The organism is Lentzea californiensis (assembly GCF_024648825.1).
GTDB classification, from domain to species: Bacteria; Actinomycetota; Actinomycetes; order Mycobacteriales; family Pseudonocardiaceae; genus Lentzea; species Lentzea californiensis.
The window spans coordinates 751096-776273 of sequence record NZ_JANBBE010000001.1; the positions used below are offsets into that span (position 1 = coordinate 751096).

General features: G+C 68.5%; 25 protein-coding genes and 1 riboswitch. Of the genes, 7 read left to right on the forward strand and 18 right to left on the reverse strand.

What is annotated here, in order from left to right; translation table 11 throughout:
- Positions 1-46: 46 nt before the first annotated feature.
- Positions 47-1078, forward strand: a complete 1032-nt coding sequence (locus LX88_RS04055; protein ID WP_258946485.1) for an aldo/keto reductase — start codon at positions 47-49, stop codon at positions 1076-1078.
- Here LX88_RS04055 and LX88_RS04060 read toward each other — a convergent pair.
- Together LX88_RS04060 and clpB are read right to left on the reverse strand one after the other, a co-directional pair.
- A complete protein-coding gene (locus tag LX88_RS04060) occupies positions 1049-1450 on the reverse strand; it encodes a hypothetical protein (protein WP_258947602.1) in 402 nt (133 codons plus the stop codon). The two genes, LX88_RS04055 and LX88_RS04060, sit on opposite strands and share 30 nt — an antisense overlap.
- Positions 1450-4032: an ATP-dependent chaperone ClpB gene (gene clpB, locus LX88_RS04065; protein ID WP_258946486.1), complete on the reverse strand. Its 2583-nt coding sequence runs from the start codon at positions 4030-4032 to the stop codon at positions 1450-1452. Before clpB ends, LX88_RS04060 begins: the two co-directional genes overlap by 1 nt.
- 125 nt (positions 4033-4157) lie before the next feature.
- On the opposite strand from clpB, the gene LX88_RS04070 reads away from it, so the two are divergent.
- Positions 4158-4541 carry a VOC family protein gene (locus tag LX88_RS04070; RefSeq protein WP_258946487.1) on the forward strand — a complete coding sequence of 128 codons (384 nt, stop codon included), beginning with the start codon at positions 4158-4160 and terminating at the stop codon, positions 4539-4541.
- Here LX88_RS04070 and LX88_RS04075 read toward each other — a convergent pair.
- Together LX88_RS04075 and LX88_RS04080 are read right to left on the reverse strand one after the other, a co-directional pair.
- Entirely contained in the window at positions 4439-6106 is a 1668-nt protein-coding gene (locus tag LX88_RS04075) for an MDR family MFS transporter (protein ID WP_258946488.1), read from the reverse strand. The two genes, LX88_RS04070 and LX88_RS04075, sit on opposite strands and share 103 nt — an antisense overlap.
- A 384-nt stretch (positions 6107-6490) precedes the next feature.
- Positions 6491-7123 carry a pyridoxamine 5'-phosphate oxidase family protein gene (locus LX88_RS04080; protein WP_258946489.1) on the reverse strand — a complete coding sequence of 211 codons (633 nt, stop codon included), beginning with the start codon at positions 7121-7123 and terminating at the stop codon, positions 6491-6493.
- Positions 7124-7442: 319 nt separating this feature from the next.
- Between LX88_RS04080 and LX88_RS04085 the strand changes: the two genes are divergently transcribed.
- Positions 7443-8546 carry an FAD-binding oxidoreductase gene (locus LX88_RS04085; RefSeq protein ID WP_258946490.1) on the forward strand — a complete coding sequence of 368 codons (1104 nt, stop codon included), beginning with the start codon at positions 7443-7445 and terminating at the stop codon, positions 8544-8546.
- 6 nt (positions 8547-8552) lie between these two features.
- A riboswitch (ZMP/ZTP riboswitch) is annotated at positions 8553-8637 on the forward strand.
- Between the two features lie 13 nt (positions 8638-8650).
- Positions 8651-9868, forward strand: a complete 1218-nt coding sequence (gene glyA / locus LX88_RS04090) for a serine hydroxymethyltransferase (protein ID WP_258946491.1) — start codon at positions 8651-8653, stop codon at positions 9866-9868.
- On the opposite strand, the gene LX88_RS04095 is transcribed toward glyA, so the two are convergent.
- Positions 9851-10426, reverse strand: a complete 576-nt coding sequence (locus LX88_RS04095) for a TetR/AcrR family transcriptional regulator (RefSeq protein WP_258946492.1) — start codon at positions 10424-10426, stop codon at positions 9851-9853. The genes glyA and LX88_RS04095 overlap by 18 nt on opposite strands.
- 84 nt (positions 10427-10510) lie before the next feature.
- Between LX88_RS04095 and LX88_RS04100 the strand changes: the two genes are divergently transcribed.
- On the forward strand, positions 10511-11410 hold the full coding sequence (locus LX88_RS04100; protein WP_258946493.1) for an SDR family oxidoreductase: 900 nt from the start codon (positions 10511-10513) through the stop codon (positions 11408-11410).
- 1 nt (position 11411) lies between these two features.
- On the opposite strand, the gene LX88_RS04105 is transcribed toward LX88_RS04100, so the two are convergent.
- From LX88_RS04105 to LX88_RS04145, 9 genes are all read right to left on the reverse strand, one after another.
- Positions 11412-11834, reverse strand: coding sequence for a hypothetical protein (locus tag LX88_RS04105; protein WP_258946494.1), 423 nt, complete (start codon positions 11832-11834; stop codon positions 11412-11414).
- A complete protein-coding gene (locus LX88_RS04110; protein WP_090066350.1) occupies positions 11831-12259 on the reverse strand; it encodes a heat shock protein transcriptional repressor HspR in 429 nt (142 codons plus the stop codon). The genes LX88_RS04105 and LX88_RS04110 overlap by 4 nt, the downstream gene beginning before the upstream one ends.
- A 5-nt stretch (positions 12260-12264) precedes the next feature.
- Complete coding sequence (gene dnaJ / locus LX88_RS04115; RefSeq protein WP_258946495.1) at positions 12265-13425, reverse strand: molecular chaperone DnaJ; 1161 nt, start codon at positions 13423-13425, stop codon at positions 12265-12267.
- Between the two features lie 17 nt (positions 13426-13442).
- The gene (gene grpE, locus LX88_RS04120; RefSeq protein ID WP_258946496.1) at positions 13443-14060 is read right to left on the reverse strand and encodes a nucleotide exchange factor GrpE; all 618 of its coding nucleotides are present in this window, start codon (positions 14058-14060) and stop codon (positions 13443-13445) included.
- A complete protein-coding gene (dnaK, locus tag LX88_RS04125) occupies positions 14057-15928 on the reverse strand; it encodes a molecular chaperone DnaK (RefSeq protein WP_090066206.1) in 1872 nt (623 codons plus the stop codon). The genes grpE and dnaK overlap by 4 nt, the downstream gene beginning before the upstream one ends.
- 185 nt (positions 15929-16113) lie before the next feature.
- A complete protein-coding gene (locus LX88_RS04130) occupies positions 16114-16956 on the reverse strand; it encodes a DUF4097 family beta strand repeat-containing protein (protein WP_258946497.1) in 843 nt (280 codons plus the stop codon).
- A gap of 80 nt (positions 16957-17036) precedes the next feature.
- Positions 17037-17591 (reverse strand): hypothetical protein, encoded by a 555-nt coding sequence (locus tag LX88_RS04135; protein WP_258946498.1) that lies wholly within the window; start codon positions 17589-17591, stop codon positions 17037-17039.
- A 4-nt stretch (positions 17592-17595) separates the two neighbouring features.
- Complete coding sequence (locus tag LX88_RS04140) at positions 17596-18174, reverse strand: TetR/AcrR family transcriptional regulator (protein WP_258946499.1); 579 nt, start codon at positions 18172-18174, stop codon at positions 17596-17598.
- Positions 18175-18182: 8 nt separating this feature from the next.
- Positions 18183-18506, reverse strand: coding sequence for a DMT family transporter (locus LX88_RS04145; RefSeq protein WP_258946500.1), 324 nt, complete (start codon positions 18504-18506; stop codon positions 18183-18185).
- Positions 18507-18650: 144 nt separating this feature from the next.
- Here LX88_RS04145 and LX88_RS04150 point away from each other — a divergent pair, with 144 nt between their 5' ends.
- Positions 18651-20912, forward strand: a complete 2262-nt coding sequence (locus tag LX88_RS04150; protein ID WP_258946501.1) for a (Fe-S)-binding protein — start codon at positions 18651-18653, stop codon at positions 20910-20912.
- A gap of 69 nt (positions 20913-20981) precedes the next feature.
- Here LX88_RS04150 and LX88_RS04155 read toward each other — a convergent pair whose 3' ends face one another.
- From LX88_RS04155 to LX88_RS04165, 3 genes are all read right to left on the reverse strand, one after another.
- Positions 20982-21362: a phage holin family protein gene (locus LX88_RS04155; protein WP_258946502.1), complete on the reverse strand. Its 381-nt coding sequence runs from the start codon at positions 21360-21362 to the stop codon at positions 20982-20984.
- A gap of 34 nt (positions 21363-21396) precedes the next feature.
- Positions 21397-22650, reverse strand: coding sequence for an SdrD B-like domain-containing protein (locus LX88_RS04160; protein WP_258946503.1), 1254 nt, complete (start codon positions 22648-22650; stop codon positions 21397-21399).
- Between the two features lie 158 nt (positions 22651-22808).
- Positions 22809-23360 (reverse strand): MarR family winged helix-turn-helix transcriptional regulator, encoded by a 552-nt coding sequence (locus tag LX88_RS04165; RefSeq protein ID WP_258946504.1) that lies wholly within the window; start codon positions 23358-23360, stop codon positions 22809-22811.
- A gap of 212 nt (positions 23361-23572) precedes the next feature.
- On the opposite strand from LX88_RS04165, the gene LX88_RS04170 reads away from it, so the two are divergent.
- On the forward strand, positions 23573-24553 hold the full coding sequence (locus LX88_RS04170; protein ID WP_258946505.1) for a cation diffusion facilitator family transporter: 981 nt from the start codon (positions 23573-23575) through the stop codon (positions 24551-24553).
- Here the strand turns inward: LX88_RS04170 and dcd are convergent.
- On the reverse strand, positions 24550-25131 hold the full coding sequence (gene dcd, locus LX88_RS04175) for a dCTP deaminase (protein ID WP_090066217.1): 582 nt from the start codon (positions 25129-25131) through the stop codon (positions 24550-24552). The two genes, LX88_RS04170 and dcd, sit on opposite strands and share 4 nt — an antisense overlap.
- Between the last annotated feature and the right edge of the window lie 47 nt (positions 25132-25178).

Sequence of the window (25178 nt, forward strand, 5' to 3'; positions counted from 1 at the left end):
CGGTGCGCACAGGCTGGTGCCACACCACGATCACGGGAGAAACACCATGTCGCTCGACACCTACCGGCTGCTGGGCCGCTCCGGGCTGCGGATCTCACCGCTGGCCCTGGGCACGGCGACCTTCGGCAACGAGTGGGGCTGGGGCTCCGCACAGGACGACGCCCGCAGGTTGTTCGAGATCTACGTCGAGCGCGGCGGCAACTTCATCGACACCGCCGCCTCCTACGGCGGCTCCGAAGAGCTGCTGGGCGAGCTCGTCCGCGACCGCCGCGAGAGCCTCGTGCTGGCGACGAAGTACTCGACCCTGCGCACGCCGGGCGACCCGAACTCCGGGGGCTCCCACCGCAAGAACCTGTTCGCGTCCGTGGAGAACAGCCTGCGCCGGTTGGGCACGGACCACGTGGACCTGCTGTACGTGCACGTCTGGGACGTGCTGACACCGTTCGAGGAAGTCCTGCGCGGCCTGGACGACCTGGTCCGGCAGGGCAAGGTCCTGTACGTGGGGATGTCCAACACCCCGGCCTGGGAGATCTCCCGCATGCAGGCGGTCGCCGACCTGCGCGGCTGGTCACCGCTGGTCGCACTGCAGATCGAGTACAGCCTCATCAACCGCGGCGCCGAACGCGACCTGATCCCGATGGCACGGAACCTGGGGCTGGGCGTGTCGCCCTACTCACCGCTGGGCGGCGGCGTGCTGTCCGGCAAGTACTCCGCCCCCGACTCCGAGCCCGGCAGCAACCGCAGGAGCTTCAACGAGGGCCTGGGCATGGTCACCTCCCGCACGCTCGGCATCGCGGACGTCGTGCGGGAGGTGGCCTCCGAACTGGATCGCACGCCGGCCCAGGTCGCGCTGGCGTGGAACCTGCGCAGGCCCGGTGTGACGGCACCCGTCGTCGGCGCCCGCACGCCGGAACAGCTGCTGGGCAACCTCGCCGCCCTGGAGGTCGAGCTGACCGGCGAGCAGACAGCGAGGCTCGACGACGTGAGTGCGATCGACCTGGGCTACCCGCACGACCTGCTCACGGGTGACCACATCCGCGCGGTGATGTCAGGTGGGTTGACGATCGAAAGCCGCTGACGGGTGCGGGACCACGACGACCTGGTCGGCGTCCTCGTACAGGATCCGGCCGGGGTCGTCGCTGGTCAGTCGCTCCCACGGCACCCCGTGCGCGTCGAGGAGGACGAGATAACCCGGCAGACGTGCCATCAGGTGTGTCGCCTCCGCCTTGAACCACGCGCGGGCGCCGGGGTTGACCTCCCGGTCGTAGACCGTCGGGTCGACCGTCGACGGATCGGTGTAGGCGGCGTCGTACCAGGTGTTGTTGACGCGCACGAACTCTTCCTGCTCCTCGGTGAGCTCTCCGCGCCGGCGCAGGCCGTTCACCAATCCGAAGACCCCGGGGAAGTTCCCGTTGGCGTTGGCCTGCGCCGCCTGGTACCTCACGAACATCACGCGGTGCGGCCCACGATCAGCCCCGAGTTGTCGTCCAGCACGTCGACCCGCACCGTGTCGCCGTCCCGCACCTCGCCGGCCAGCAGTTCCTTCGCGAGCTGGTCACCGATCGCCGACTGCACCAGCCGCCGCAGCGGCCGGGCGCCGTAGATGGCGTCGAAGCCGTTCAGCGCCAGCCAGTCGCGCGCCGACGCCGTGACGTCCAGCGTCAGGCGACGGGCCGCGAGGCGGTCCGCCAGGCGAGCGATCTGGATGTCCACGATGGACGTCAGTTCCTCGGTGGCGAGGGCGTGGAACACCACCACGTCGTCCAGCCGGTTCAGGAACTCCGGCTTGAAGTGCCGTTGCACCACGGCCATCACGGCGTCCTTGCGTTCCAGCTCCGTCAGCGACGGGTTCACGATGGTCTGCGAGCCCAGGTTCGAGGTGAGCACGAGGATCGTGTTGCGGAAGTCGACCGTGCGGCCCTGGCCGTCGGTCAGGCGGCCGTCGTCCAGGACCTGCAGCAGCACGTCGAACACGTCCGGGTGCGCCTTCTCGACCTCGTCGAGCAGCACGACCGAGTACGGGCGGCGGCGGACCGACTCGGTGAGCTGGCCGCCCTGGTCGTAGCCGACGTAGCCGGGAGGCGCGCCGACCAGGCGGGCCACCGAGTGCTTCTCGGAGTACTCGCTCATGTCGATGCGGATCATCGCCCGTTCGTCGTCGAACAGGAACGCCGCCAGCGCCTTCGCCAGCTCGGTCTTGCCGACGCCGGTGGGGCCGAGGAACAGGAACGAGCCGGTCGGGCGGTCCGGGTCGGCCACTCCGGCGCGCGTCCTGCGCACCGCGTCCGACACGACGCGCACGGCCTCGGCCTGGCCGACGACCCTGCGGCCGAGCTCGTCCTCCATGCGCAGCAGCTTGGCGGTCTCGCCCTCCAGGAGCCGTCCCGCCGGGATGCCGGTCCACGCCGCCACCACGTCAGCGACGTCGTCGGGGCCGACCTCCTCCTTCAGCATCGCGGCGTCCTGTGTGGACTCCGCGGCGACGGAGAGTTCCTTCTCCAGCTGGGGGATGCGGCCGTAGCGGAGCTCGGCGGCGCGACCGAGGTCGCCGTCGCGCTCGGCCCGCTCGGACTCGCCGCGCAACGACTCGAGCTGCTCCTTCAGGCCGCGCACGCGGTCGATGGAGCCCTTCTCGTTCTGCCACCTGGCCGTCAGCGCCGACAGTGCCTCCCGCTTCTCCGCGAGCTCGGCGCGCAGGGCGTGCAGCCGTTCGATCGACGCCGGATCGGACTCCTTGGCGAGCGCCATCTCCTCGATCTCGAGGCGCCGCACGGCACGTTCGACGGTGTCGATCTCGACGGGCCGCGAGTCGATCTCCATGCGCAGCCGGGACGCGGCCTCGTCGACGAGGTCGATGGCCTTGTCCGGCAGGAAGCGCGCGGTGATGTAGCGGTCGGACAGCGTCGAGGCGGCGACGAGGGCGGCGTCCGTGATGCGCACGCCGTGGTGCACCTCGTAGCGCTCCTTGAGGCCGCGCAGGATGCCGACCGTGTCCTCGACCGAGGGTTCGCCGACCAGCACCTGCTGGAAGCGGCGTTCCAGGGCGGCGTCCTTCTCGATGTGCTGGCGGTACTCGTCCAGGGTCGTGGCACCGACCATGCGCAGCTCACCGCGGGCGAGCATCGGCTTGATCATGTTGCCGGCGTCCATCGCCGACTCACCGGTCGCGCCGGCACCGACGATCGTGTGCAGCTCGTCGATGAACGTGATGACCTGCCCGGCCGAGTCGGTGATCTCCTTCAGCACGGCCTTGAGCCGCTCCTCGAACTCACCGCGGTACTTGGCACCCGCGACCATCGAGCCGAGGTCCAGGGCGACCACCTTCTTGCCGCGCAACGACTCCGGCACGTCGCCGGCCACGACGCGCTGCGCCAGGCCCTCGACGATCGCCGTCTTGCCGACACCGGGCTCGCCGATCAGCACGGGGTTGTTCTTGGTGCGCCGCGACAGCACCTGCACGACCCGGCGGATCTCGGCGTCACGGCCGATCACGGGGTCGAGCTCGCCCTTGCGCGCACGTTCGGTCAGGTCGACGCCGTACTTCTCCAGCGCCTTGTAGGTGCCCTCGGGATCGGCCGACGTCACCCGCGCGGACCCGCGCACCTTCGCGAAGGCCTCGGTCAGCGCGTCGGGCGTCGCACCGTGCCGCCGCAGCAGGTCGGCCACCTGGCCACCGTGCTGCGCCAGCCCGACGAGCAGGTGCTCGGTGGACACGTACTCGTCACCCATCTCGGTGGCGAGCTCCTGCGCCTTGCCGATCACCCGCACGGCGTCGCGCGAGAACTGCGGAGCGGACACGGTGGAACCGGACGCGCTGGGCAACGAGCGGGAGAGCTGCTCCAGCTCCTTGCGCACCTGCGCCGGGTCGGCACCCACCGCCGACAGCAACGGCGCGGTCAACCCGTCCGTCTGCGCCAGCAGTGCGCTGAGCAGGTGCACGGAACCCACGTCCGGGTTCCCGTTCAGCGTCGCGGCCTGCACCGCCGCGGAAACGGCCTGCTGCGTCTTGGTCGTCGGGTTGAAAGCGTCCATTCCTCCACCTCGTGGTCAGCCTCAAGCATGGACCATCATCCCGCACAACGTCAGAAAAGTTGAGTGTGTTCCGCTCAACCTTGAATTCGGTACAGATCACACGCCGACAGAGCGATGATCAGCCCATGACGTCCATCATCCACAGCATCACGATCGATGCCCGCGACTCCTACGAGATCGCCTCGTGGTGGAGCAAGGTCCTGGACCTGCCGATCCACCCCGACGACAATCCCGGCGACCCCGAATGCATGATCGAACTGCCGAGCGGCATCCACTACCTGTTCATCAACGTCCCGGAGAACAAGGAGCTCAAGAACCGCCTGCACCTGGACCTGCAGCCCGTCGCCCACACCCGCGACGAGGAGGTGGAGCGCCTCGTCGGCATCGGCGCGACGATCTTCGACGATCAGCGCAGGCCGGACGGCACCGGCTGGGTCACCATGCGCGACCCGGAGGGCAACGAGTTCTGCGTGGAACGCGGACCGGCAGACCGCGCCGCGACCTCCTGATCGCTGTCACTCGAAAGCACTAGCCGCTTGTCCACACCGGGTGCCAACTTGTCCACAATCCGCAGGTCAGTATCCACAGGTGAACCGGTTTCAGTGGCGACCCCCAGTGCACCAGAACCCGTTGGGGTGACAACCTCGTCGTCCATCGAGTCCCGCAGCGGCTGCTCTTTGATCATCAACACCGCGATGACCGTGAACACGGCGAGCCCGGCGGCGATCAGGAACAGCTCACCCATCGCGTCACCGTAGGAGTCCCGCACCACGGGGGAGAGGGACCCGGGGTCGAGCGTCTTGGTGCTCACGGAGGCAGCCAGCACGGCCCCGAGCACCGAGACGCCGGCCGTCCCGCCCAGCGACCGCAGGAACGTGGCCGTGGAACTGGCCGCCCCGAGATCGGCCATCCCGACTCCGTTCTGCACGGCCAGCACGAGGTTCTGCATGGTCAGCCCCACCCCGACACCGACCAGCGCGAGATAGGCGCCCATCAGCACCAGGTTGGTCCGGTGGTCGATCGTCCCGAGCAACGCCAGCCCGGCGACCAGCGAGAACGACCCCCACACCAGGTAGCTCTTCCACTTCCCGCTCTTGGCGATCAACTGCCCGCTGACCGTGGACGAGATGCTCAGCCCGAGCACCAGCGGCACCGTCAACAGCCCGGCCTTGGTGGGCGAGAACCCACGCGCGATCTGGAAGTACTGCCCCATGAACACCGAGGCCCCGAACATCGCCGTACCCACGGCCACGCCCCCGAGCATCGCCAGCACCACGGTCCGGTTCTTGAACAGGTGCAACGGAATGACCGGAGCCGAAGCCCGCCGCTCCACGAAATAGGCCCCACCCAGCGCCAGCAACGCCCCACCGACGAACAGCGCACTCTCCCGACTGACCCAGGCGAAGTCCTTACCGGCGAACGACACCCACATCAGCACCAGGCTCACCCCACCGGTGATCAGCGTGGCCCCGAGATAATCGATCTTCACCCGCTGCTTCTTGACCGGCAGGTGCAGCGTCTTGTGCAACACGCCCAACGCCACCAGCGCCAACGGCACGCAGACGAAGAAACACCACCGCCACCCGGGCCAGTCGACGAGGAACCCACCGACCAACGGCCCGCCAACGGTCCCGGCGGAGATCACCATCCCGGTGTACCCGCTGTACCGCCCACGCTCGCGCGGACTGAGCAGCGCACCGACGACAACCTGCCCCAACGCCTGCACACCACCCATCCCGAGCCCCTGCACGACCCGGAACGAGATGAGCTGCTCCATGTTCTGACTGAACCCGGCCAGCACAGAACCGACGACGAACAACACGATCGCCGCCTGCAACAACGTCTTCTTGTCAAAAAGATCCGCGAGCTTCCCCCACAACGGCGTACTGGCAGTAGATGCCAGCAACATCGCGGTGATGACCCACGTGTACTGGGTCTGCGTGCCCTTGAGCTCGGCGAGGATCGTCGGGAGAGCGTTCGAAACGATGGTGGAGCTGAGGATCGCGACCAGCAACGCCACCCAGATGCCGGACAGTGCTTCGAGGATCTCCCGATGCGACGAGGGCCGAGTCAAACCGGCACACCTCCAGTAATTAGTTGATGTCATACAACTATATCTGGAGATAGTTAGCTAGGCCAACTAATTCAGTGGCTGATGCATCACACCCAGGGTCACCCAGTCCACTGGAGCCCAGGTCGCAAGCGAAGCCGAAGGCGAGCCGCCCCTCGAACGCGATGCCGAAGGCGAGCTGTCCTTACCGCGCGGTCAGGGCGGGTCAGGGCGGTCACAACGCACCCTCAACGCAACCGGCGGCCGCCCAACTCAACAGGCGTGCCATCAACCCGCCCGCGGCGCCACCCCCGATCAGATTGCCGGGGGCTTGGGGGCAGCGCCCCCAGGAAAACGCACGCAACCGCAAGGTCGCCGCCCGCAACACAACCACCCACGGACCAGGCGTCACCCGCCGGCATCACTCATCTTGTCGGCCTTGACCCCGAAGAAGTCCCCACCCTTCCGCTTGACATCATCAGTCCCCCAATGCCGAACCCGATCCACAGGCACCATCCGAGGGATGTGCTTGCGACAGTGGACGTAGGCCTCCTGAACCTCGACCACCACCCACTGCTCGATCCGGCGGTCCTCCCCGGCGAACTCGGCGAAGTCCTCAAACGGAGCGATCCGGGCCCGCCCGTTCACATGCAGCCCGATCAGGTCCTCGGCGAAGTCGACCATCAACATCCCCACATGGGGGTTCTCCATGATGTTCCCCAGGGAAGCCATGACCCCGTTCCCCCGGTACTCGGGATACACAAGGGTCCGGGAGTCGACAACACGCAAGAACCCGGCAGGCCCCGCACGCAGCGAGGAGTCGCACTCCCCGTCCGCATCAGCGGTCGAGATGAAGGCCATCTCCATCCGGCCCACGAACTCGGCCATCGCGGGGTTGAGATGATCGAGGACCTGGTCCGAGTAGAAGCGTGTGGCGCGGTCGGACGTCTCCAGGGCACATTGGAGGAAGTGCTCTCCGCGTGAGCCGGGGAGCTCGACACGGTCGGGTGAGGTGGTTTCAGTCAGCTCAGGCAGGGACACGCGCCCAACCCAAGCACGCAAGCGCGCAACCCGGTACAGACGGACCCTCACATTCACACTGTTGCGGTAACAACTACTCACCTAGAGTGACCATGCTTCGCTCGAAGGTGGCATCAAGGAGTCAAACAGCCCGATCAGGGGTTACTGTCCACCCCTGTCGGGGGACGGATGCTTGACGAGGACGAACGGTGCCTTGCCGGGTACCACTGAGAACGACGATGAAGAACGTGGAGACTGCGCGCGGACCATGACTGCGAACGCTGTGCTGAGCCCCATCCCTACCCCGCCCCACCGAGAACCCCCTCCCGGTGTCACCGCGATGGTGCGCATGATCCGGGAGAGCTTCGCGGTGGTGGAGCCGCATTCCGAAGAAGTGGCGAAGTTCTTCTACGGGATGCTCTTCTCGCTCTCGCCTGCCACACGCGAGATGTTCCCCGCGAACATGGAGGTGCAACGCAGCCGTCTGCTGCGCGCCCTCGTGCACGTGGTGCAGATGGTCGACCGCCCGGACGACCTCATCCCCTTCCTGCGTCAGCTGGGTCGTGACCACCGGAAGTTCGGTGTCATCAACGTCCACTACGAGGCGGTCGGGACGGCACTGCTGTCCGCGGTGAAGAAGTTCGCCGGCGCCGCCTGGACGCCCAAGGTCGAAATGGCGTGGGCCGAGGCCTACACCCTCATGGCCAGGGCGATGCAGGAGGCGGCCGACGCCGACAACGGGCCCGCCTACTGGCACGCGACGGTGCTGGAGCACCAGCGCGTCTCGTGGGACCTGGCCGTCGTCCGGCTGCAACCGGACCACCCCGTCAGCTACAAGGCCGGTCAGTACGTCAGCGTGGAGACGCCGCAGCGCAAGCGCCTGTGGCGGTACTACTCGCCGGCGAACGCACCGCGCGAGGACGGCGTCATCGAGTTCCACATCCGGTCCGTCGACGGCGGCTGGGTGTCCCGCTCGGTGGTCGGCCACACGCAGGCCGGTGACACGTGGCGCATCGGACCGCCAATGGGACGTCTCTCGGTCGACCGCACGACCGGCACGGACATCCTGATGGTGGCCGGTGGCACGGGTGTCGCGCCGATGCACGCGATCATCGACGAGATGGCGCAGTACGGCGAGAACCCGCGCGTGCACCTGTTCTACGGCGGCCGCACCCGCGAGGACCTCTACGACCTGGACAACCTGCAGCGCATCGCGACCACGAACCCGTGGCTCACGGTCGTGCCGGTGCTGGAGTCCGACCCCGGCGTCCGGGGTGTCGAGCAGGGCAGCCTCGCCGACGTGGTCACCCGTTACGGCGCGTGGGAGGACCGTGACGTCCTGGTCTGCGGCAGCCCCGCCATGATCAGATCGACGGTGTCCCGCATGCTGGTCGCCGGAACTCCGCTCGACCGGATCAAGTACGACCCGTTCACCCTGGACTAAACTCGGCACGTCGAAAGCGACTGGCGTGCCGAGGGTGGAAGTGACCACCGGGAAGCGACGGCCGAGCGCACCGAACGCCTGGGTGCCCGGCACGGAGTGATGCCGTGCTGCGCGAAGTCGATCCCGAGATCGCCACCCTGATCCAGGCCGAGGAACACCGCCAGGCCCGCAAACTGCGCATGATCGCGTCCGAGAACGACGTGTCGGCGGCCGTGCTTGAGGCAACAGGCTCGGTGCTGACGAACAAGTACTCCGAGGGCTACCCCGGCAAGCGCTACTACGAGGGCCAGCAGGTCATCGACCAGGTCGAGCTGCTGGCTCAGGACCGCGCGAAGGCGCTCTTCGGCGTCGACCACGCGAACGTCCAGCCGTACTCGGGTTCCCCGGCGAACCTCGCCGTGTACCTGGCGTTCCTGCAGCCGGGCGACACCGTGATGGGCATGTCCCTGCCGATGGGCGGCCACCTCACGCACGGCTGGAGCGTCTCGGCCACCGGCAAGTGGTTCCGCAGCGTCCAGTACGAGGTCCGCAAGGACACCGGCCGCGTCGACATGGACGAGGTCCGCTCGCTCGCGCTCGCCGAACGCCCCAAGGTGATCTTCTGCGGTGGCACGGCGATCCCGCGCACCATCGACTTCCCGGCGTTCGCCGACATCGCCAGGGAGGTCGGCGCACTGCTCGTCGCCGACATCGCGCACATCGCGGGACTCGTCGCCGGCGGCGCGCACCCGTCGCCGGTGGGACACGCGCCGGTGATCACCACGACCACGCACAAGACGCTCAGGGGCCCTCGTGGCGCCATGATCCTCACCGACGCCGCGCACGCGAAGGCGATCGACCGCGCGGTCTTCCCCGGCCTGCAGGGCGGCCCGCACAACCACACGACGGCCGCCATCGCCGTGGCGCTGCACGAGGCCGCGAAGCCGGAGTTCCGCGACTACGCGCACATGATCGTGAAGAACGCGCAGGCGCTCGCGGAGGCGTTGCTGGAACGCGGGTTCGACCTGGTGTCCGGTGGCACGGACAACCACCTGGTGCTGATCGACCTGACGTCCAAGCTGATCGGCGGCAAGCCGGCCGCGCAGGCGCTCGACCGCGCGGGCATCGAGCTGAACTACAACGCCGTCCCGTTCGACAGCCGCAAGCCGTTCGACCCGTCCGGCATCCGGCTCGGCACGCCCGGCATCACGACGCGCGGCCTCCGGCCCGAGCAGATGCCGTTGATCGCGGACTGGATGGACCGCGCGATCGCCGCGCACGACAACGACCAGGCGCTGGACCGCATCGCCGCCGAGGTCGAGGAACTACTCAGCTCGCTCTAGTGAGCCGACGGCCGCACGCACGTCGCTGAACGTCCGGCGGGCGACTTCCGCGAAGTCCCCGCCGGTCTCCAGCCAGCGCTCGTAGCCGTGGTTGAACGCCAGCACGCCCAGTTCCGCGGCCACGGCGGCCTCCAGCTCCGGCACCCCGCGCCGCTTCAGCGCGTCCGTCATCGAGACCGCGAACCCGACCATCTTCAACGCGGACCGCTCGCGCAGCTCGTCGTTGCCCGCGATCACCGCGAGCCGCTGCGGTCCGTGCGCCCGCCGCTCGTCGGTGAACGTCCCGACCGTCGCCACCAGCGCCGCCTCGACCGCCTCCAGCGGCCCCGCCTCCGCGGGCGCACCGGAGATCGCGCCGGTCATCAGGCCGGCCAGCACGTCCTGGCCGCCGAAGAGCACTTCGCGCTTGTCCCGGAAGTGCCGGAAGAACGTGCTCTTCGTGAGGCCCGCGCGCTCGGCGATCTGCGCGACCGCGGTGTTCTCGTACCCCTGCTCGCTGAACAGGTCGAGTGCGGCGCGCACCAACCGCTCCCGCGCGTCCGGCTCCCATCGACCCATGGCTCACATCCTAAGTGATGCGACTCAGTCCCATCACTCTGCTACGGTGATGAGACCAAGTCCCATCACTTTGAAGGAAGTGCCATGAAGGTCTTCGTCACGGGCGCCAGCGGCCACGTCGGCTCGGCACTGGTCCCAGAACTGCTGAACGCGGGCCACCAGGTCGTCGGCCTGGCCCGGTCCGACGCCTCCGCAGCCAAGCTCGACGCCCAGGGCGCCACGGTCCGGCTCGGCGACCTGGACGACCTCGACGGGTTGCGCAAGGGCGCGGCCGAGGCGGACGCCGTGATCCACCTGGCGTTCAAGCACGACGAGATGTACGCGGGCGACTACCAGGGCGCCTCCGACGCCGACCTCGCCGTCGTCCAGGCGTTCCTCGACGAGCTCGCCGGCACGGGCAAGGCGCTGATCGGCACCGCCGGCACGCTGTCGTACTCGGGCCTCGGTCGTACCGCCACCGAGGAGGAGCGGGTCTCCAGCGAGGGCCCGCGCGGCGCCGCGCGCAACGCGATCATCGACGCCGCAGACGTCCGGGGCTCGGTCGTCGTGCTGCCGCCGACCGTCCACAGTGCACTGGACACGGCGGGTTTCATCCCGGTCCTGATCAGGACCGCCCGTGCCACCGGGGTTTCCGGCTACCCCGGCGACGGCACGAACCGCTGGTCCGCCACGCACACGCTGGACGCGGCGAGGCTCTACCGGCTGGCCGCGGAGAAGGCCCCCGCGGGCTCGGTGCTGCACGCGGTCGCGGAGGAGGCCGTGACGATGCGGGAGATCGCCGAGGTCATCGGCCGGAAACTGGGCGTGCCCGTCGATAGCATCCCGGCGGAACGCGGCCAGGAGCACTTCGGCCCGCTCGCGTTCATGGTCTCGCGGGACGCACCCACGTCCGGTGCGCGCACGAAGTCGTTGCTGGGCTGGGAAACGAAAGAACCCGGCATCCTGGAGGACCTGGAGGCCGGGTTCTACTTCGAGCAGCGGTGAGTCAGCGGGCTTCTCGCCCGGCCACCCACTTCGCGAGGCGTTCGCCGGGAGCGTTCTGGCCCGTGCACTCCTCGACGAGGGCTGTGAAAGCGTGCGGCGTGGCGTCGTAGTACTCCTCGATCGCCTGCCGCTCGCGCGCATCGCCCTTTTCGTGGGCCGTGTTCGCGATGCGCAGCCAGTAGAAGTCCGCGTCGAGCTCGCCGGCCGCGATCAGGTCCAGCACGCGCGGGAGCAGGTAGCGCGCGAAGTCCTCGTCGCCGATCGTCCCGGAACGCAGCCAGTACGTCTCGACCTGGTCAGCCGTCAGGTCGCGCAGCGGGACGGTCGTGAACGGCGCCACGTCCTCCGGCTTGACGCAGTGGTCGCAGTAGTCGACCACGCGCGGACGCGGCGCCGCGAAGACGTCGTAAAGACGCTCGATCACTTGCGCGGCTTGGGTTTCCACACGACGAGCGCGGTCTCCTGCCGGATCGGGACCAGGTCCCGGCGGTAGGAGGCGTGCACGGCGGCGGCCGTGGAGTCGGCTGCCGCCATGGCCTGTGCGAGCTCCTGCTGGAGCTCGGCGACCCGCGACCGCAGCGCGTCGACCTGGTTCTCCAGGTCGATGATCCGCTTGATGCCGGCGAGGTTCACGCCCTCGTCCTGCGAGAGGCGCTGGACCTCCCGCAGCAGCACGATGTCCCGCATCGAGTAGCGGCGGCCACCACCGGACGTGCGGCCCGGCGAGACCAGGCCCATCCGGTCGTAGGACCGGAGGGTCTGGGCGTGCAGGCCCGACAGCTGGGCCGCCACCGAGATCACGAAGAACGGCGTGTCCTCATCAGTTCCCGGCGGGAACGGAAAACCCACCGAACTCACCGCCCTTCGAGGAGTGCGTTCAGATCGCCGCGCGGGTCGTGGTCCTGGGTCACATCGGCGTACGCCTCGAGTGCCTTGCGGGCCTCGGACGACAGGTTGTTCGGCACCGCGACCTCCAGGGTGATCAGGAGATCGCCCGCGGTGCCGTCCCGCTTCGTGATCCCCTTGCCCCGTGCCCGCAGCACCCGCCCGGAGGCGGTACCGGCAGGCACCTTCAAGGAAACCTTGCCGTCCAGCGTGGGCACGGTCAACGTGGTTCCGAGCGCGAGCTCGGAGAACGTCATCGGCGCCGTCAGCGTCAGGTCGTTGCCCTGACGGCCGAAGATGCCGTGCGGGTTGACGTGCACGCGCACGAACAGATCACCGTTCGGGCCACCGTTGCGCCCCGGTTCGCCCTGTCCCGCAAGGCGGATCCGCTGGCCGTCGGCGACTCCCGAGGGAATCCGGACGGTCAGCGTGCGGGTGCGGGTGCTGATTCCGTCGCCGCCGCACTCGAGGCACGGGTCGTCGATGATCCGGCCGGTGCCGCGGCAGTCGCGGCACGGCTCGCTGAACGCGAACGCGCCCTGCGACCGCGTGACGAGGCCGGAACCCGAACACGTCGCGCAGGTGTGCGGCGTGGTGCCGGGCTTGGCACCGGAGCCGTTGCACGTCGTGCAGGCGGCGGGGGACGACAGGCGCAGCGGCACCGTCGCGCCCTTCACCGCCTCGGTGAAGTCGATGCGGACGTCGGTCTCGACGTCCTCACCACGACGCGGCCGCGTGGGCGAACCCGCCGCGCCGCCGCGCCGGTTGAACAGCCCGCCGAACAGGTCGCCGAGGCCACCGCCACCGGTGCCCTGCGCGGCACGGCCGAACAGGTCGTTGACGTCGAACCCGCCGGAGCCGAAGCCACCGGAGCCCGGGAAACCGCCGCCGCCCGCGAATAGGCGGCGGGCCTCGTCGTACTGCTTGCGCTTGGCCGCGTCCGACAGCACGCCGTAGGCCTCGGAGACCGCCTTGAAGCGGGCCTCGGCCTTGGCGTCACCGGGGTTCGCGTCGGGGTGCAGCTCGCGCGCGAGCTTGCGGTACGACTTCTTGATCTCGTCCGCGGTCGCCTCGGAGGAGACGCCCAGCTCGCGGTAGAAGTCCTTCTCGATCCAGTCCCTCTGACTCACCGGACGGCTCCTCCTCCCTAGGCTTCTTCGGACGGTGCGGCGGGCTCGTGGTCGGTCACCGCGACGAGCGCGGGCCGGACGAGCTTGTCGCCGAACGTGTAGCCACGACGCAGAACGGCCGTGACGGTCGGGCCGTCGACGTCCGGGGACGTGCTGTGCTGCACGGCCTCGTGCACCGACGGGTCGAACGCCTCGCCGTCGTGCGCGAACGGCTCCAGGCCCGTCTTGGCCAGCGTGGACACGAGCTTGTCCGCCACCGCCTTGAAGGCACCGGTCAGGTCGCCGTGCGCGGCGGCCCGCTCGATGTCGTCCAGCACCGAGAGCAGTTCGGAGGCGACGGACGCCTTCGCGTTGTTGATCACCGCTTCCCGGTCGCGTTCCACCCGCTTGCGGTAGTTCGCGTACTCGGCGGTGAGCCGCTGCAGGTCGGCGGTGCGCTCGTCGAGCTGGGTCTTCAGCTCGGCGGCCACCTCGTCCACGACCTCGGCGACCAGGGGCTCTTCTACCGGAGCACCGTCCTCGGCGACGTGGGCCGGCGGCCGGACCTCACCCGTTTCGGGGTCGATCCGGCGCCGGTCGTTCACGACTACCTGAGGCTGCTCCTCGTCAGGGGCGGCGTGCCTCGGTTCGGTCACTTCTTCTCGTCCTCGTCCACGATCTCGGCGTCGACGACGTCGTCCTGGCCGGCCTTGGCACCGGCGCCCGCACCAGCGGCACCCGGCGCGTCGGCACCGGGGGCCTCGGCACCGGGGGCACCCGGAGCGTTGGCGTAGATCGCCTGGCCGATGGCCTGGGACTCGGTCGCGAGCTTCTCGACCGCCGTCTTGATGGCGTTGATGTCGGTGCCCTTGAGCGCCTCGGTCGCCTCGGCGATCGCCGCGTTGACCTTGTCCTTGATCTCGGCCGGGAGCTTGTCGTCGTTCTCCTTGACGACCTTCTCCGTCTGGTAGACGAGCGTCTCGGCCTGGTTGCGGACCTCGGCCTCCTCGCGGCGGCGCTTGTCCTCCTCCGCGTGGGCCTCGGCGTCCTTCACCATGCGCTCGATGTCGTCCTTCGGCAGCGCGGAGCCACCGGTGATCGTCATCGACTGCTCCTTGCCGGTGCCCAGGTCCTTCGCCGACACGTGGACGATGCCGTTCGCGTCGATGTCGAAGGTGACCTCGATCTGCGGCACGCCACGCGGGGCGGGCGGCAGGCCGGTCAGCTCGAACATGCCGAGCTTCTTGTTGTGCGCCGCGATCTCGCGCTCGCCCTGGAAGACCTGGATCTGCACGGACGGCTGGCTGTCGTCGGCCGTCGTGAAGGTCTCGGAGCGCTTCGTCGGGATCGTGGTGTTGCGCTCGATCAGCTTGGTCATGATGCCGCCCTTGGTCTCGATGCCGAGGGACAGCGGGGTGACGTCGAGCAGCAGGACGTCCTTGACCTCACCCTTGAGGACACCGGCCTGCAGGGCGGCGCCGACGGCGACGACCTCGTCCGGGTTCACGCCCTTGTTGGGCTCGCGGCCGCCGGTCAGCTCCTTGACGAGCTCCGCGACGGCGGGCATGCGGGTCGAGCCACCGACGAGCACGACGTGGTCGATGTCGCCGACGGAGACGCCGGCGTCCTTGATCACGTTGTTGAACGGCGCGCGGGTGCGCTCGAGCAGGTCGTTCGTGATCCGCTGGAACTCGGCGCGGGACAGCGTCTCGTCGAGGAACAGCGGGTTCTTGTCGCCGTCGACCGTGATGTACGGCAGGTTGATCGAGGCGTTGTTGGAGCTGGACAGCTCGATCTTGGCCTTCTCCGCAGCCTCGCGGATGCGCTGGAGGGCCATCTTGTCCTTGGTCAGGTCGATGCCGTTGGCCTGCTTGAAGCGCTCGACCAGCCAGTCGACGACGCGCTGGTCCCAGTCGTCGCCACCGAGGTGGTTGTCACCGGAGGTCGCCCGGACCTCGACCACGCCGTCGCCGAGCTCGAGCAACGAGACGTCGAACGTGCCGCCACCGAGGTCGAAGACCAGGATGGTCTGCTCCTTCTCGCCCTTGTCGAGGCCGTAGGCCAGAGCGGCCGACGTCGGCTCGTTGACGATGCGGAGCACGTTGAGGCCCGCGATCTGGCCGGCCTCCTTGGTGGCCTGGCGCTGCGCGTCCTCGAAGTAGGCGGGGACGGTGATGACCGCGTCGGTGATCTCTTCGCCCAGGTACGCCTCTGCGTCGCGCTTGAGCTTCATCAGCACGCGCGCGCTGATCTCCTGCGAGGTGTACTTCTTGCCGTCGATCTCGTCGGTCTGCCAGTTCGTGCCGACGTGGCGCTTGACCGACCGGATGGTGCGGTCGACGTTGGTGACGGCCTGGTTCTTCGCGGGCTGGCCCACGAGGACCTCGCCGTTCTTGGCGAAAGCGACGATGGACGGGGTCGTCCTGGAGCCCTCCGAGTTGGCGATGACCGTCGGCTCACCGCCTTCGAGGACTGCGACGACCGAGTTGGTCGTCCCGAGGTCGATGCCGACTGCACGCGCCATTGGAGTTCCTTCCGCTAGTACTTGTTGAGCGTTGCTGGCTCAAGTTTGCCATCTCGCCCAACCTTGAGCCTACCCGACTCAAACTTTCTGACTGTCCCAACGGCTGACAAGGTCTGCTTGTTCCCTCACAACGCACCGAGGGCCACTCCATGTGGAGTGGCCCTCGACACATCCCCCGGTCCAGCTCAAGCGGCGAACACCTGGACGTCCCCGGAGTCCGCGGTGAGGCTGAGCTCGAGCGATGCGCCGGGATCGGTCGGGACGTGGATCGCACGCTCACCGCTGCCCGACGATCCTGTGATCTTGAACGGGCCCCCCGGCACCCGGACGGTGACGCCGCCGGACCCGCTGTTGGCCCGCACCGACTTCGCCGCCGACAACGTCAGGGCGATGTCCCCGGAGTCGGCTTTGGCGATCACCTCGTTCTCCAGCGAGGTGCCCTCGATGTCCCCGGAGCCGGTGTCGAGCAGCGCCTTGCCCTTGACCGCGGTCAGCACAATCCGGCCGGACCCCATGTCGGCGGTGACGGCGCCGCCGATCCTGGTGCCTTCGAAGCCACCGGACCCTGTCTTCACCTTGACGTCTCCCGCGATGTCGCGGGTGGTGATCCTGCCGGAGCCGGTCATGAACTCGACGGAGGCCAGCCCTTCGACGATCACGTCCCCCGAGCCGATGTCACCGACCACCGTCGTGTCCGCGGACGGCACCAGGACCTCGTAGTTGATCTCGCAGTCCCTGCCGCAGCCGTCCAGCACCAGCGTGCTGCCCTCGACGCGGTGCGCGACGCCCGACGGCTTGTTGTCCCGCTCGTGCTCGACCCTGCGGTGGACCTTGACCTCGCTCAGGCCCTGCTGGTACCGGATCGTCACGTCCCCGGAGTCCTGGTCGCTGCGGACCTTCACCGACGTGATCTTCTCCGCGACGGCGTGGTCGTCGGAGAACTCGTACATCTTGATGCGAATGCCACAGCCGCCCGACACCGTGAGCACCGCCCCCACCACCAACGCCACCAGCGCCGTCCTCATCATGAGCACAAAACTAGAGGTGGCGACACGCGGCTACACGGCAGCAAGCCCCCGAAGCAGGGGTGGGGCTGGCCCTACCGCTCTCAGACCAGGTCTTCGAGCACCGCGCGCAACGCCGGAGCGGTGCGCGCCGGGTCGTTGAGGAACCGCGTCGACGCCAGCACGTGCGCGGGCGCGATCCGCTCCCACAGCAGGCCGTCGACCGGCACCTCCGCGATGTGCAGCTCGACGCTCTGCGCCCACCGGCCGATGCGCGACTCGATGCCGCGCAGCACGTCGCCCATCGGCAACGCGGCAGGGCTCTGCACCTGGTGCAGCCGCTCGATGCCCGGCTTCAGCGCGAGCACCACCGCACGGCTGGCCGGACGGGTCAGCAGCGCCTCGGCGTCCTCGGGGGTCGTGGGTTCGGCTCCGCGGCGGCACGCGTCCAGCGCGTCGTTCCACCAGCCCGGCCATTCGGCGGTCACCGCGGCGCGGTCGGTGCCCAGCGGCACCTGCACCGGCAACGACGGGTCCAGGCCCGGAACGTGCGGCTCGACGTCGACCGACAACGCCAGCGAGTCGCGCACGTACAGCGCGGCGAGCAGCCCCAGGCTCACCCCGTGGCTGATGCCGGACACCTCTCGCGCGAACCTCATGGCTTCATTCTTCCTTCGGGGCGGCCGTGAAATCGTCGCGGCCGCGGATCAAGAAGGACACGATTGGCTCCAGCTCGTCCTCGTTCGGAGCAACGTCGGCGATCAGGCCCTGCAGCAGCAGTCCGTCGATGGCCGCGAGGAACGCCCGGAACGCGAGGGGGTCCGCCGGCCGCACCACCTCCACCGCCCGGTCCAGCCACCGGCGCGCGGCGGGCTTGAGCTCAGGACGCCGGCCGGCCAGCAGGTACAGCTCGTACTCGGCGAGCGTGCGGCCGCGGTTCTCGTTGACCGCCTGCGCCAGGCTCCGCGCGATCTCGCGGGCGCTGCCGCCGCTCGCGACGATCTTCAGCATGTCGTCGCACAGCTCTTCCGCCGACCACAGCAGCGTCGCGATCAGCAGGTCGTCGAGCGTCGCGAAGTAGTAGGTGGGCGCCGTCGTCGGCACACCCGCCTCGCGGGCGACGCTGCGATGCGTCACGCCTGCGACTCCTTCACGTTCGATCACGCGCAGGGTGGCCTCGACGATGGCGCGCCGTTTCTTCTCGCCGCGCGCCTTGCGGCCGTCGACCTTCTGCAACTCCACCGTCGCGGTCAGTGCGTCCTCCCGAGTTCGAGCGTCACCACGCCTCCGATGATCAGGACCAGCCCGATGACCATCGTGGGGTTGAGGGTTTCGCCGAGGAACTTCCAGCCGATGATCGCGACCGAGGCAACGCCGATAGCGGACCATACGGCGTAGGCGACGCCCACGGGCATACCCAACTTCAACGCGCGCGAAAGCACGGTGAAGGCGATGGCGTATCCGACGACGACGACCACGGACGGCCACAGCCGGGTGAAGCCCTCGGACAGTTTCAACGAGACGGTGGCGGCGACTTCCGCCACGATCGCCGCGGCGAGGTACAGGTACAACACGGCGGCCTCCGGCTGCTCAGGACAACTATCTGAACAAGTGTTCCACAAGTTTCTGATCGATTTCCGGATTCTTGACCGGTACGTGAGGAGACCCCGGCCACGTCCAAGTGGTTACTCACCGGTAACGTGTCCTAGAATCCCGCCATGACCCTCCAGCTGGTTCTCGGACTCGTCGCCGTGGCGGTGAGCGTCGTCGCCTGGGGCGTGTTCGTCGCCGGTGTGCTGAAGCAGATCAAGATCATTCGGCTCGGCCAGCCGGACGGCACCCGCATGGGCCCGTTCGTCCCGCGCATGAAGACGATGATCGTCGAGTTCGTCGCGCACACCAGAATGGCGAAGTTCCGCTCGGTCGCCCCGTGGCACTGGATGGTGATGTGGGGCTTCCTCATCGGCTCCGCCGTGCTGTTCGAGGCGTACGGCGAGGTGTTCGACCCGCACTTCCACTGGCCGATCATCGGCACGTGGTCGATCTGGCTGCTGCTGGTCGAACTGCTCGGCCTCGGCACGGTCGTCGGCGGTGTGGCCCTGGCGATCATCCGCCAGCTCAACCACCCGCGCCGCGCCGACCGGGTCTCGCGGTTCCTGGGCTCCGACTTCAAGTCCGCGTACTTCGTCGAGGCCGTCGTGGTCATCGAGGGTGTCGGCATCCTGATGGTCAAGGCGTTCAAGCAGTCGAGCGGCCTGGAGGTCGCCCCGCTGTGGACGTCGTTCGTGACGCAGCCGCTCGCGCAGATCCTGCCCGCCGCGCCCATCTGGGTGTCGGTGATGGCGCTGGTCAAGCTGCTGAGCGGCATGATCTGGCTGGTCGTGGTCGGCCGGAACCTCACGATGGGCGTCGCCTGGCACCGGTTCTCGGCGTTCTTCAACATCTACTTCAAGCGCGAGGACGACGGTGGCGTCGCCCTGGGCGCGCTGAAGCCGATGATGTCCGGCGGCAAGGTCCTCGACCTCGAGGAGGCCGACCCGGACAAGGACGTGTTCGGCGTCGGCAAGGTCGAGGACTTCACCTGGAAGGGCGTCCTCGACTTCTCCACCTGCACCGAGTGCGGCCGCTGCCAGTCGCAGTGCCCCGCCTGGAACACCGGCAAGCCGTTGTCCCCCAAGCTGGTCATCACGCAGCTGCGCGACCACATGTACGCCAAGGCGCCGTACCTGCTCGCCGGTGGCTCGCGGGACATGGCGGGCGACGAGGTCGGCCTGACCGAGGACAAGTACGAGGACTACAAGAAGCGCCTCGAGTCCATCGACGTGTTGGCGATGGCCGAGGCCGACCGACCGCTGATCGGCGGCCCGGACGAGCTGGGTGTCATCGACCCCGAGGTGCTGTGGTCCTGCACGACCTGCGGCGCGTGCGTCGAGCAGTGCCCCGTGGACATCGAGCACGTCGACCACATCGTCGACATGCGCCGCTACCAGGTGCTGATCGAGTCGAACTTCCCGTCCGAGCTCGGCGGCATGTTCAAGAACCTGGAGAACAAGGGCAACCCGTGGGGCCAGAACGCCAAGGACCGCCTGTCGTGGACCGAGGGCCTCGAGTTCGAGGTCCCGGTGTTCGAGGGCGAGCTGGGCGACGCGGAGTACCTGTTCTGGGTCGGCTGCGCCGGTGCGTTCGAGGACCGCGCGAAGAAGACCACGCGTGCCGTCGCCGAGCTGCTGCACACGGCGGGCGTGAAGTACACGGTGCTCGGCCCGGAGGAGACCTGCACCGGTGACCCGGCCCGCCGCGCCGGCAACGAGTTCCTGTTCCAGATGCTCGCGCAGCAGAACGTCGAGGTCCTCAACGCGGTGTTCGAGGACCGGCCGGTGGGCCAGCGCAAGATCGTCGTGACGTGCGCGCACTGCTTCAACACGCTCGCGAACGAGTACCCGCAGGTCGGTGGCACGTACGAGGTCGTGCACCACACGCAGCTGCTGAACAAGCTGGTGCGCGAACGCCGCCTGGTGCCGGTCGCGCCGGTCACCGAGGACGTCACGTACCACGACCCGTGCTACCTGGGCCGCCACAACAAGGTCTACGAAGCACCGCGTGAGCTCATCGGGGCGTCGGGCGCGAAGCTGCGCGAGATGCCGCGGCACGAGGAACGGTCCATGTGCTGCGGTGCCGGTGGCGCCCGCATGTGGATGGAGGAGCGGATCGGCAAGCGCATCAACGTCGACCGCGTGGACGAGGCCCTGTCCACCGCGCCGTCGAAGATCGCGACGGGCTGCCCGTTCTGCCGCGTGATGCTGACCGACGGCGTGACCGCGCGTCAGTCCGACGGCCTGGCGGGGGCGCACGTCGAGGTCGTGGACGTGGCGCAGATGCTGCTCGAGTCCGTGAAGCGCGGTACGGAGAAGCCGGACACGCCGACCGACGAGGTCCCGACCGGCACGCCGTTGCCGGACGAGGACAAGGCGAAGGCCTAGTCAAGGCTGTTCCAGGCAAGCGAAAGGCCCTCGGTCCGTTGTGGACCGAGGGCCTTCTTCGCCGCGGTGTCAGTCCTTGTCGGTGATCTTGTCGTAGACCACGTTCAGCACCCACCCGGTCAGGGCGACGATGATCGCGCCCCAGAAGGCGGGCCAGAAGCCGTCGACGCGGAACGGCAGGTCGAACTGCTCGGCAAGCCACCCGGTGAGCATGAACAGCAGCGCGTTCACCACGAGCCCGATGAGACCGAGCGTCAGCAGGTAGAACAGGCAGCCGAAGAACTTCACGAGCGGCTTCACGATCGCGTTCACCAGGCCGAAGATCACCGCGACGCCGATCAGCGTGAGGATCCTCGCCCCGGTGGAACCCTCGCCCAGGTCGATGCCGGGCAGGGCGGTCGACACCCACACCGCCACGGCAGTCAGCAGCACATGCACCAAGATGCCCATGCCGCGCAGACTAGCCGTGGCGGGTCCTAAGTGGTCAGGACCGGCGGCGGCGCGCGAGGAAGAACGCGCTCGTGCCTGCCGCGAGCAGCAGGGCGCCGATGGCCAGGAAGCCCAGCGGCGACGCACCGGTCGAGGCGAGGCCTGCCTTGTTGCCCGCCTGGGCCACGGCCGGAGTGGTCGTGGTCGTGGCCGGCGCGGCGGTGGTGGTCGAGGTGACCGGGGTGGTGGTCTCCGCACCCTTTTCGACGACCTTCGTGGCGATCTGCAGCATGTTGTCGCTGCTGTCGACGTCCTTCAGGCCGCGCATCGTGTCGAACACGACCAAGTGCAGGCCGGCGAAGTCGGTCCCGGTGGGCGTGAACGTCAGCTCGATCTCCAGCGTCTCACCGGGAACGATCTTGCGCTTGAGCTCGAACTGGGTGTCGGTCTCAGCTGCGAGGCTGTCGCTGTACCGGATCAGCTTCGCGTGGAACCCGCCCAGCCCGATCATCGGCAGGACCGGCGCGTTGCCGGTGTTGATCAGCTGCACCTTCGCGGTGATCTCCTCACCGACCACGTAGGTGGCCTTGGCCGGCGAGAGCGCGCCCTTGACGGTGAGGTTCGCCGCCGCGGTGATGTAGCGCAGGTCGACCTGCTCGGTCTGCCCGGTGAGCTCGCGGGCGCCAGTCGCCCAGTCGATGTCGGTGACGGCATTGGGCTTGCCGAGGACGAGCCCTTCGCTGTTGAGCAGCGGCGCCGTGAGCGTGTAGCCGCCGAGCGGCAGGTCGAATCGGTATGCGCCGTCCGCACCCGCGGTCCTGGTCACGTCGACCGGGGAACCGTCCTTCGCGTTGCCCGTGACCCTGAGCCCCTCGGTGACGGGCTTCTCGTCCGCCTGCTTGGTCCCGTCGCCGTTGGCATCGACGTACGCGACGCCCTTCGCGACCTGACCGACGAGCGCGAAGTCGCCGTCGGTCACCGTCTCCGAGGTCGTGAACGAGCTCTTGGTGGTCGTGTAGTTGACGACGTTGAGCGTCTCGACCTCGTACGCGGCCTTGAGCAGCTTCTGGACCCTGTACCGGCCGCTGGGGCCGACCGGGAGGTCGGTCGTGCGCCCGTCCGCGTCGGTGATCCGGACGCCGGGCCCACCGATCTGCACGCCGTCGCCCGCGTCGAAGGTGCCGTTGCCGTTGTGGTCGAGGAAGACCCGGCCGGTGATGCTGATCGTCTCGTCCTGCGCGAGGGCGGGAGCGCCCGTCGCGGTCAGCACGAGGGCAGCCGTCGTCGCGACTGCGAAGGTCTTGCGCACTGATTCCCCCAGTGTCCGAATTGATCCATTTAGGACATCGGAGCACCGGAGGTCAGCGTTGCGTGTTCTGCGTCACTCCGACAGCGGATAGCCACCCATCTCGCACCCTCCCTCTCGCGCTAGTTAGCACGATATCGGATAGTACGAGTTCGTAGCAATTATTCCTTGCCGTCGAGCGCGAGCCTCGTGCGGCGGTGAGCCGGGCCGAGTTCGCCGGACAGCACCTCCATCACCTGGCGCAACAGGTCGCGCAGGTGCTCCAGGTCGGCACCGGGCAGCACGGTGAAGAGGTCGCGCTCCCGTTCCGCCTGGCCAGCGACGATCCGCAGGAAGATCTCGCGACCCGCGTCGGTCAGCGTCGCGGGCAACGAGCGGCGGTCGCTCGGGTCGAGCGCGCGGACCACCAGACCGGCCTTCTCCAGCCGGTCGAGGCGGCTCGTGATCGTGGTGGCCGGGCTCAGGGTGCCGTTCGCGAGCTGCTTGGGCGTGAGCCGGTGCGGCGGCCCGATCCAGAAGAGCCGGGCGAGGATCTCGTAGTCCGCGCGGTTCAGCCCGTGCGGCGCGGCGATCTCCGTGGCGAGGAAGTCGAGGTACTTGCTGATCTGGTGCACCCGGTCGACCACGCCTTCGACCACCGGATCGATCGCCGGAACCATGGCCCTCCACGACTCGACCTCGGCATCGGTGTCGTCCGCACCACGCTCGCCCATTCCGCGATGGTAGTTGCGCCCGAACGCAGAACGGCCCGCGTCTCTCCCGGACGCGGGCCGTTCCGTCTTACCCCCTGGTGATCAGCGTCCCCCCGGTGCGGATCCCGCCTGTAAGACACCTCAGACGCGCTCGATGTTGCCCCCGCCGCCGAATGTCACTCGAATGCAGTAGTGAACGGTTGCCCCGTGCCGTGCGGCTTAGGCTGATCGACATGAGCGAGAAGCCACAGGGCTCGGGCGAAAGCACGCTGACCGTCGTCCTCGCACTGCTGGTCAACCTGGCCATCGCGGTCATGAAGGCCGTCGCGGGCGTTTTGACCGGATCGGCCGCGATCCTCTCCGAAGCCGCTCACTCGGTGGCCGACACGTTCACCGAGGCGCTCCTGCTGACGGCCCTGCGCCGTTCGGACCGGCCGGCTGACCGCCGCCACCCGTTCGGCTACGGCAAGGAGCGCTACTTCTGGTCGTTGCTCGCCGCGGTCTCGATCTTCGCCTCGGGCGCGATGTTCGCGTTCTACGAGGGTTTTCGCACGGTTTTCGGTGAGCCGGAAGAACAGACCCGGCCACTGGTCGGCTACGTCGTGCTGGGCCTGGCGTTCGTCCTGGAGTCCATCTCGTGGACGCAGGCGTTCCGGCAGGTCCGTTCCGAGTCCGCCGCGCACGGCCGCGGGTTCTGGGACTTCCTGCGCGTCTCCGACGACCCGACCGTGAAGACCGTCTTCCTGGAGGACTCGGCCGCACTGATCGGACTGGTGCTGGCGTTCGCGGGCCTCGGCCTGCACCAGCTGACCGGCTCGTCGCTGTGGGACGGCCTCGCGTCGCTGGCGATCGGCCTGCTGCTCGCGACGGTGGCCTATGTGCTGGCGCGCACCAACCGCGGCCTGCTGATCGGGCAACAGGCCGACCCGGTGGTGGTCAAGGCGATCTGGCGCCGGCTGAGCGAACTGCCCGAGGTCGACGCCGTCGTGGACGTCCTGACCATGTCGATCGGCACCGACCGCGTGCTGCTGTGCGCGCGACTCGACTTCGACGACGCGCTGACGGCGCACCAGCTGGAAGACGCGTGCGTGCGCATCTCCGCGGAGCTGCGCACGCAGTTCACCGACCTGGACGAGATCTTCCTCGAACCCGTCCCGCGCACCGATCCCGAACTGCGCCGGCGGGTGCTGGAGCGGTACGGCGACCTGAGTTAGCGGCGCGTGTCGGTCTGGTGGAAGTTCAGGTAGGCGCGGCTCGGCGTCGGCCCGCGCTGGCCCTGGTACCGGCTGCCGGCCTGCTTCGAGCCGTACGGGTGCTCCGCCGGGCTCGACAGCTTGAACAGGCACAGCTGCCCGATCTTCATCCCGGGGTGCAGCGTGATGGGCAGGTTCGCGACGTTCGACAACTCCAGCGTGATGTGGCCGGAGAAGCCGGGGTCGATGAAGCCCGCGGTGGAGTGCGTGAGCAGACCGAGCCTGCCCAGGCTGGACTTGCCCTCGAGCCGGCCGGCGAGGTCGTCCGGCAGCGTCACCATCTCGTAGGTCGACCCGAGCACGAACTCGCCGGGGTGCAGCACGAACCGCTCACCCTCCGGCGTCTCGACCAGGCTCGTCAGCTCGTCCTGCTGCTGCGCGGGGTCGATGTGGGTGTACTTGGTGTTGTTGAAGACCCGGAAGAACCGGTCCAGCCGCACGTCGAAGCTCGACGGCTGGAGCATCTCGGCGTCGAAGGGGTCGAGGACGAGACGGCCTGACTCGACCTCTTTGCGCAGATCCTGGTCACTCAGCAGCACCCGGACAGGCTAACCGAAGCGGGCGCACCGCCGGCTCCCGCGCTGTG

Bases quoted from the DNA above. Each gene is read 5' to 3' on its own strand.
- LX88_RS04055 (WP_258946485.1), top strand. From the start codon at position 47: ATGTCGCTCGACACCTACCGGCTGCTGGGCCGCTCCGGGCTGCGGATC.
- LX88_RS04060 (WP_258947602.1), bottom strand. From the start codon at position 1,450: ATGTTCGTGAGGTACCAGGCGGCGCAGGCCAACGCCAACGGGAACTTC.
- clpB (WP_258946486.1), bottom strand. From the start codon at position 4,032: ATGGACGCTTTCAACCCGACGACCAAGACGCAGCAGGCCGTTTCCGCG.
- LX88_RS04070 (WP_258946487.1), top strand. From the start codon at position 4,158: ATGACGTCCATCATCCACAGCATCACGATCGATGCCCGCGACTCCTAC.
- LX88_RS04085 (WP_258946490.1), top strand. From the start codon at position 7,443: ATGGTGCGCATGATCCGGGAGAGCTTCGCGGTGGTGGAGCCGCATTCC.
- LX88_RS04095 (WP_258946492.1), bottom strand. From the start codon at position 10,426: ATGGGTCGATGGGAGCCGGACGCGCGGGAGCGGTTGGTGCGCGCCGCA.
- LX88_RS04100 (WP_258946493.1), top strand. From the start codon at position 10,511: ATGAAGGTCTTCGTCACGGGCGCCAGCGGCCACGTCGGCTCGGCACTG.
- dnaK (WP_090066206.1), bottom strand. From the start codon at position 15,928: ATGGCGCGTGCAGTCGGCATCGACCTCGGGACGACCAACTCGGTCGTC.
- LX88_RS04130 (WP_258946497.1), bottom strand. From the start codon at position 16,956: ATGATGAGGACGGCGCTGGTGGCGTTGGTGGTGGGGGCGGTGCTCACG.
- LX88_RS04135 (WP_258946498.1), bottom strand. From the start codon at position 17,591: ATGAGGTTCGCGCGAGAGGTGTCCGGCATCAGCCACGGGGTGAGCCTG.
- LX88_RS04150 (WP_258946501.1), top strand. From the start codon at position 18,651: ATGACCCTCCAGCTGGTTCTCGGACTCGTCGCCGTGGCGGTGAGCGTC.
- LX88_RS04155 (WP_258946502.1), bottom strand. From the start codon at position 21,362: ATGGGCATCTTGGTGCATGTGCTGCTGACTGCCGTGGCGGTGTGGGTG.
- LX88_RS04165 (WP_258946504.1), bottom strand. From the start codon at position 23,360: ATGGGCGAGCGTGGTGCGGACGACACCGATGCCGAGGTCGAGTCGTGG.
- LX88_RS04170 (WP_258946505.1), top strand. From the start codon at position 23,573: ATGAGCGAGAAGCCACAGGGCTCGGGCGAAAGCACGCTGACCGTCGTC.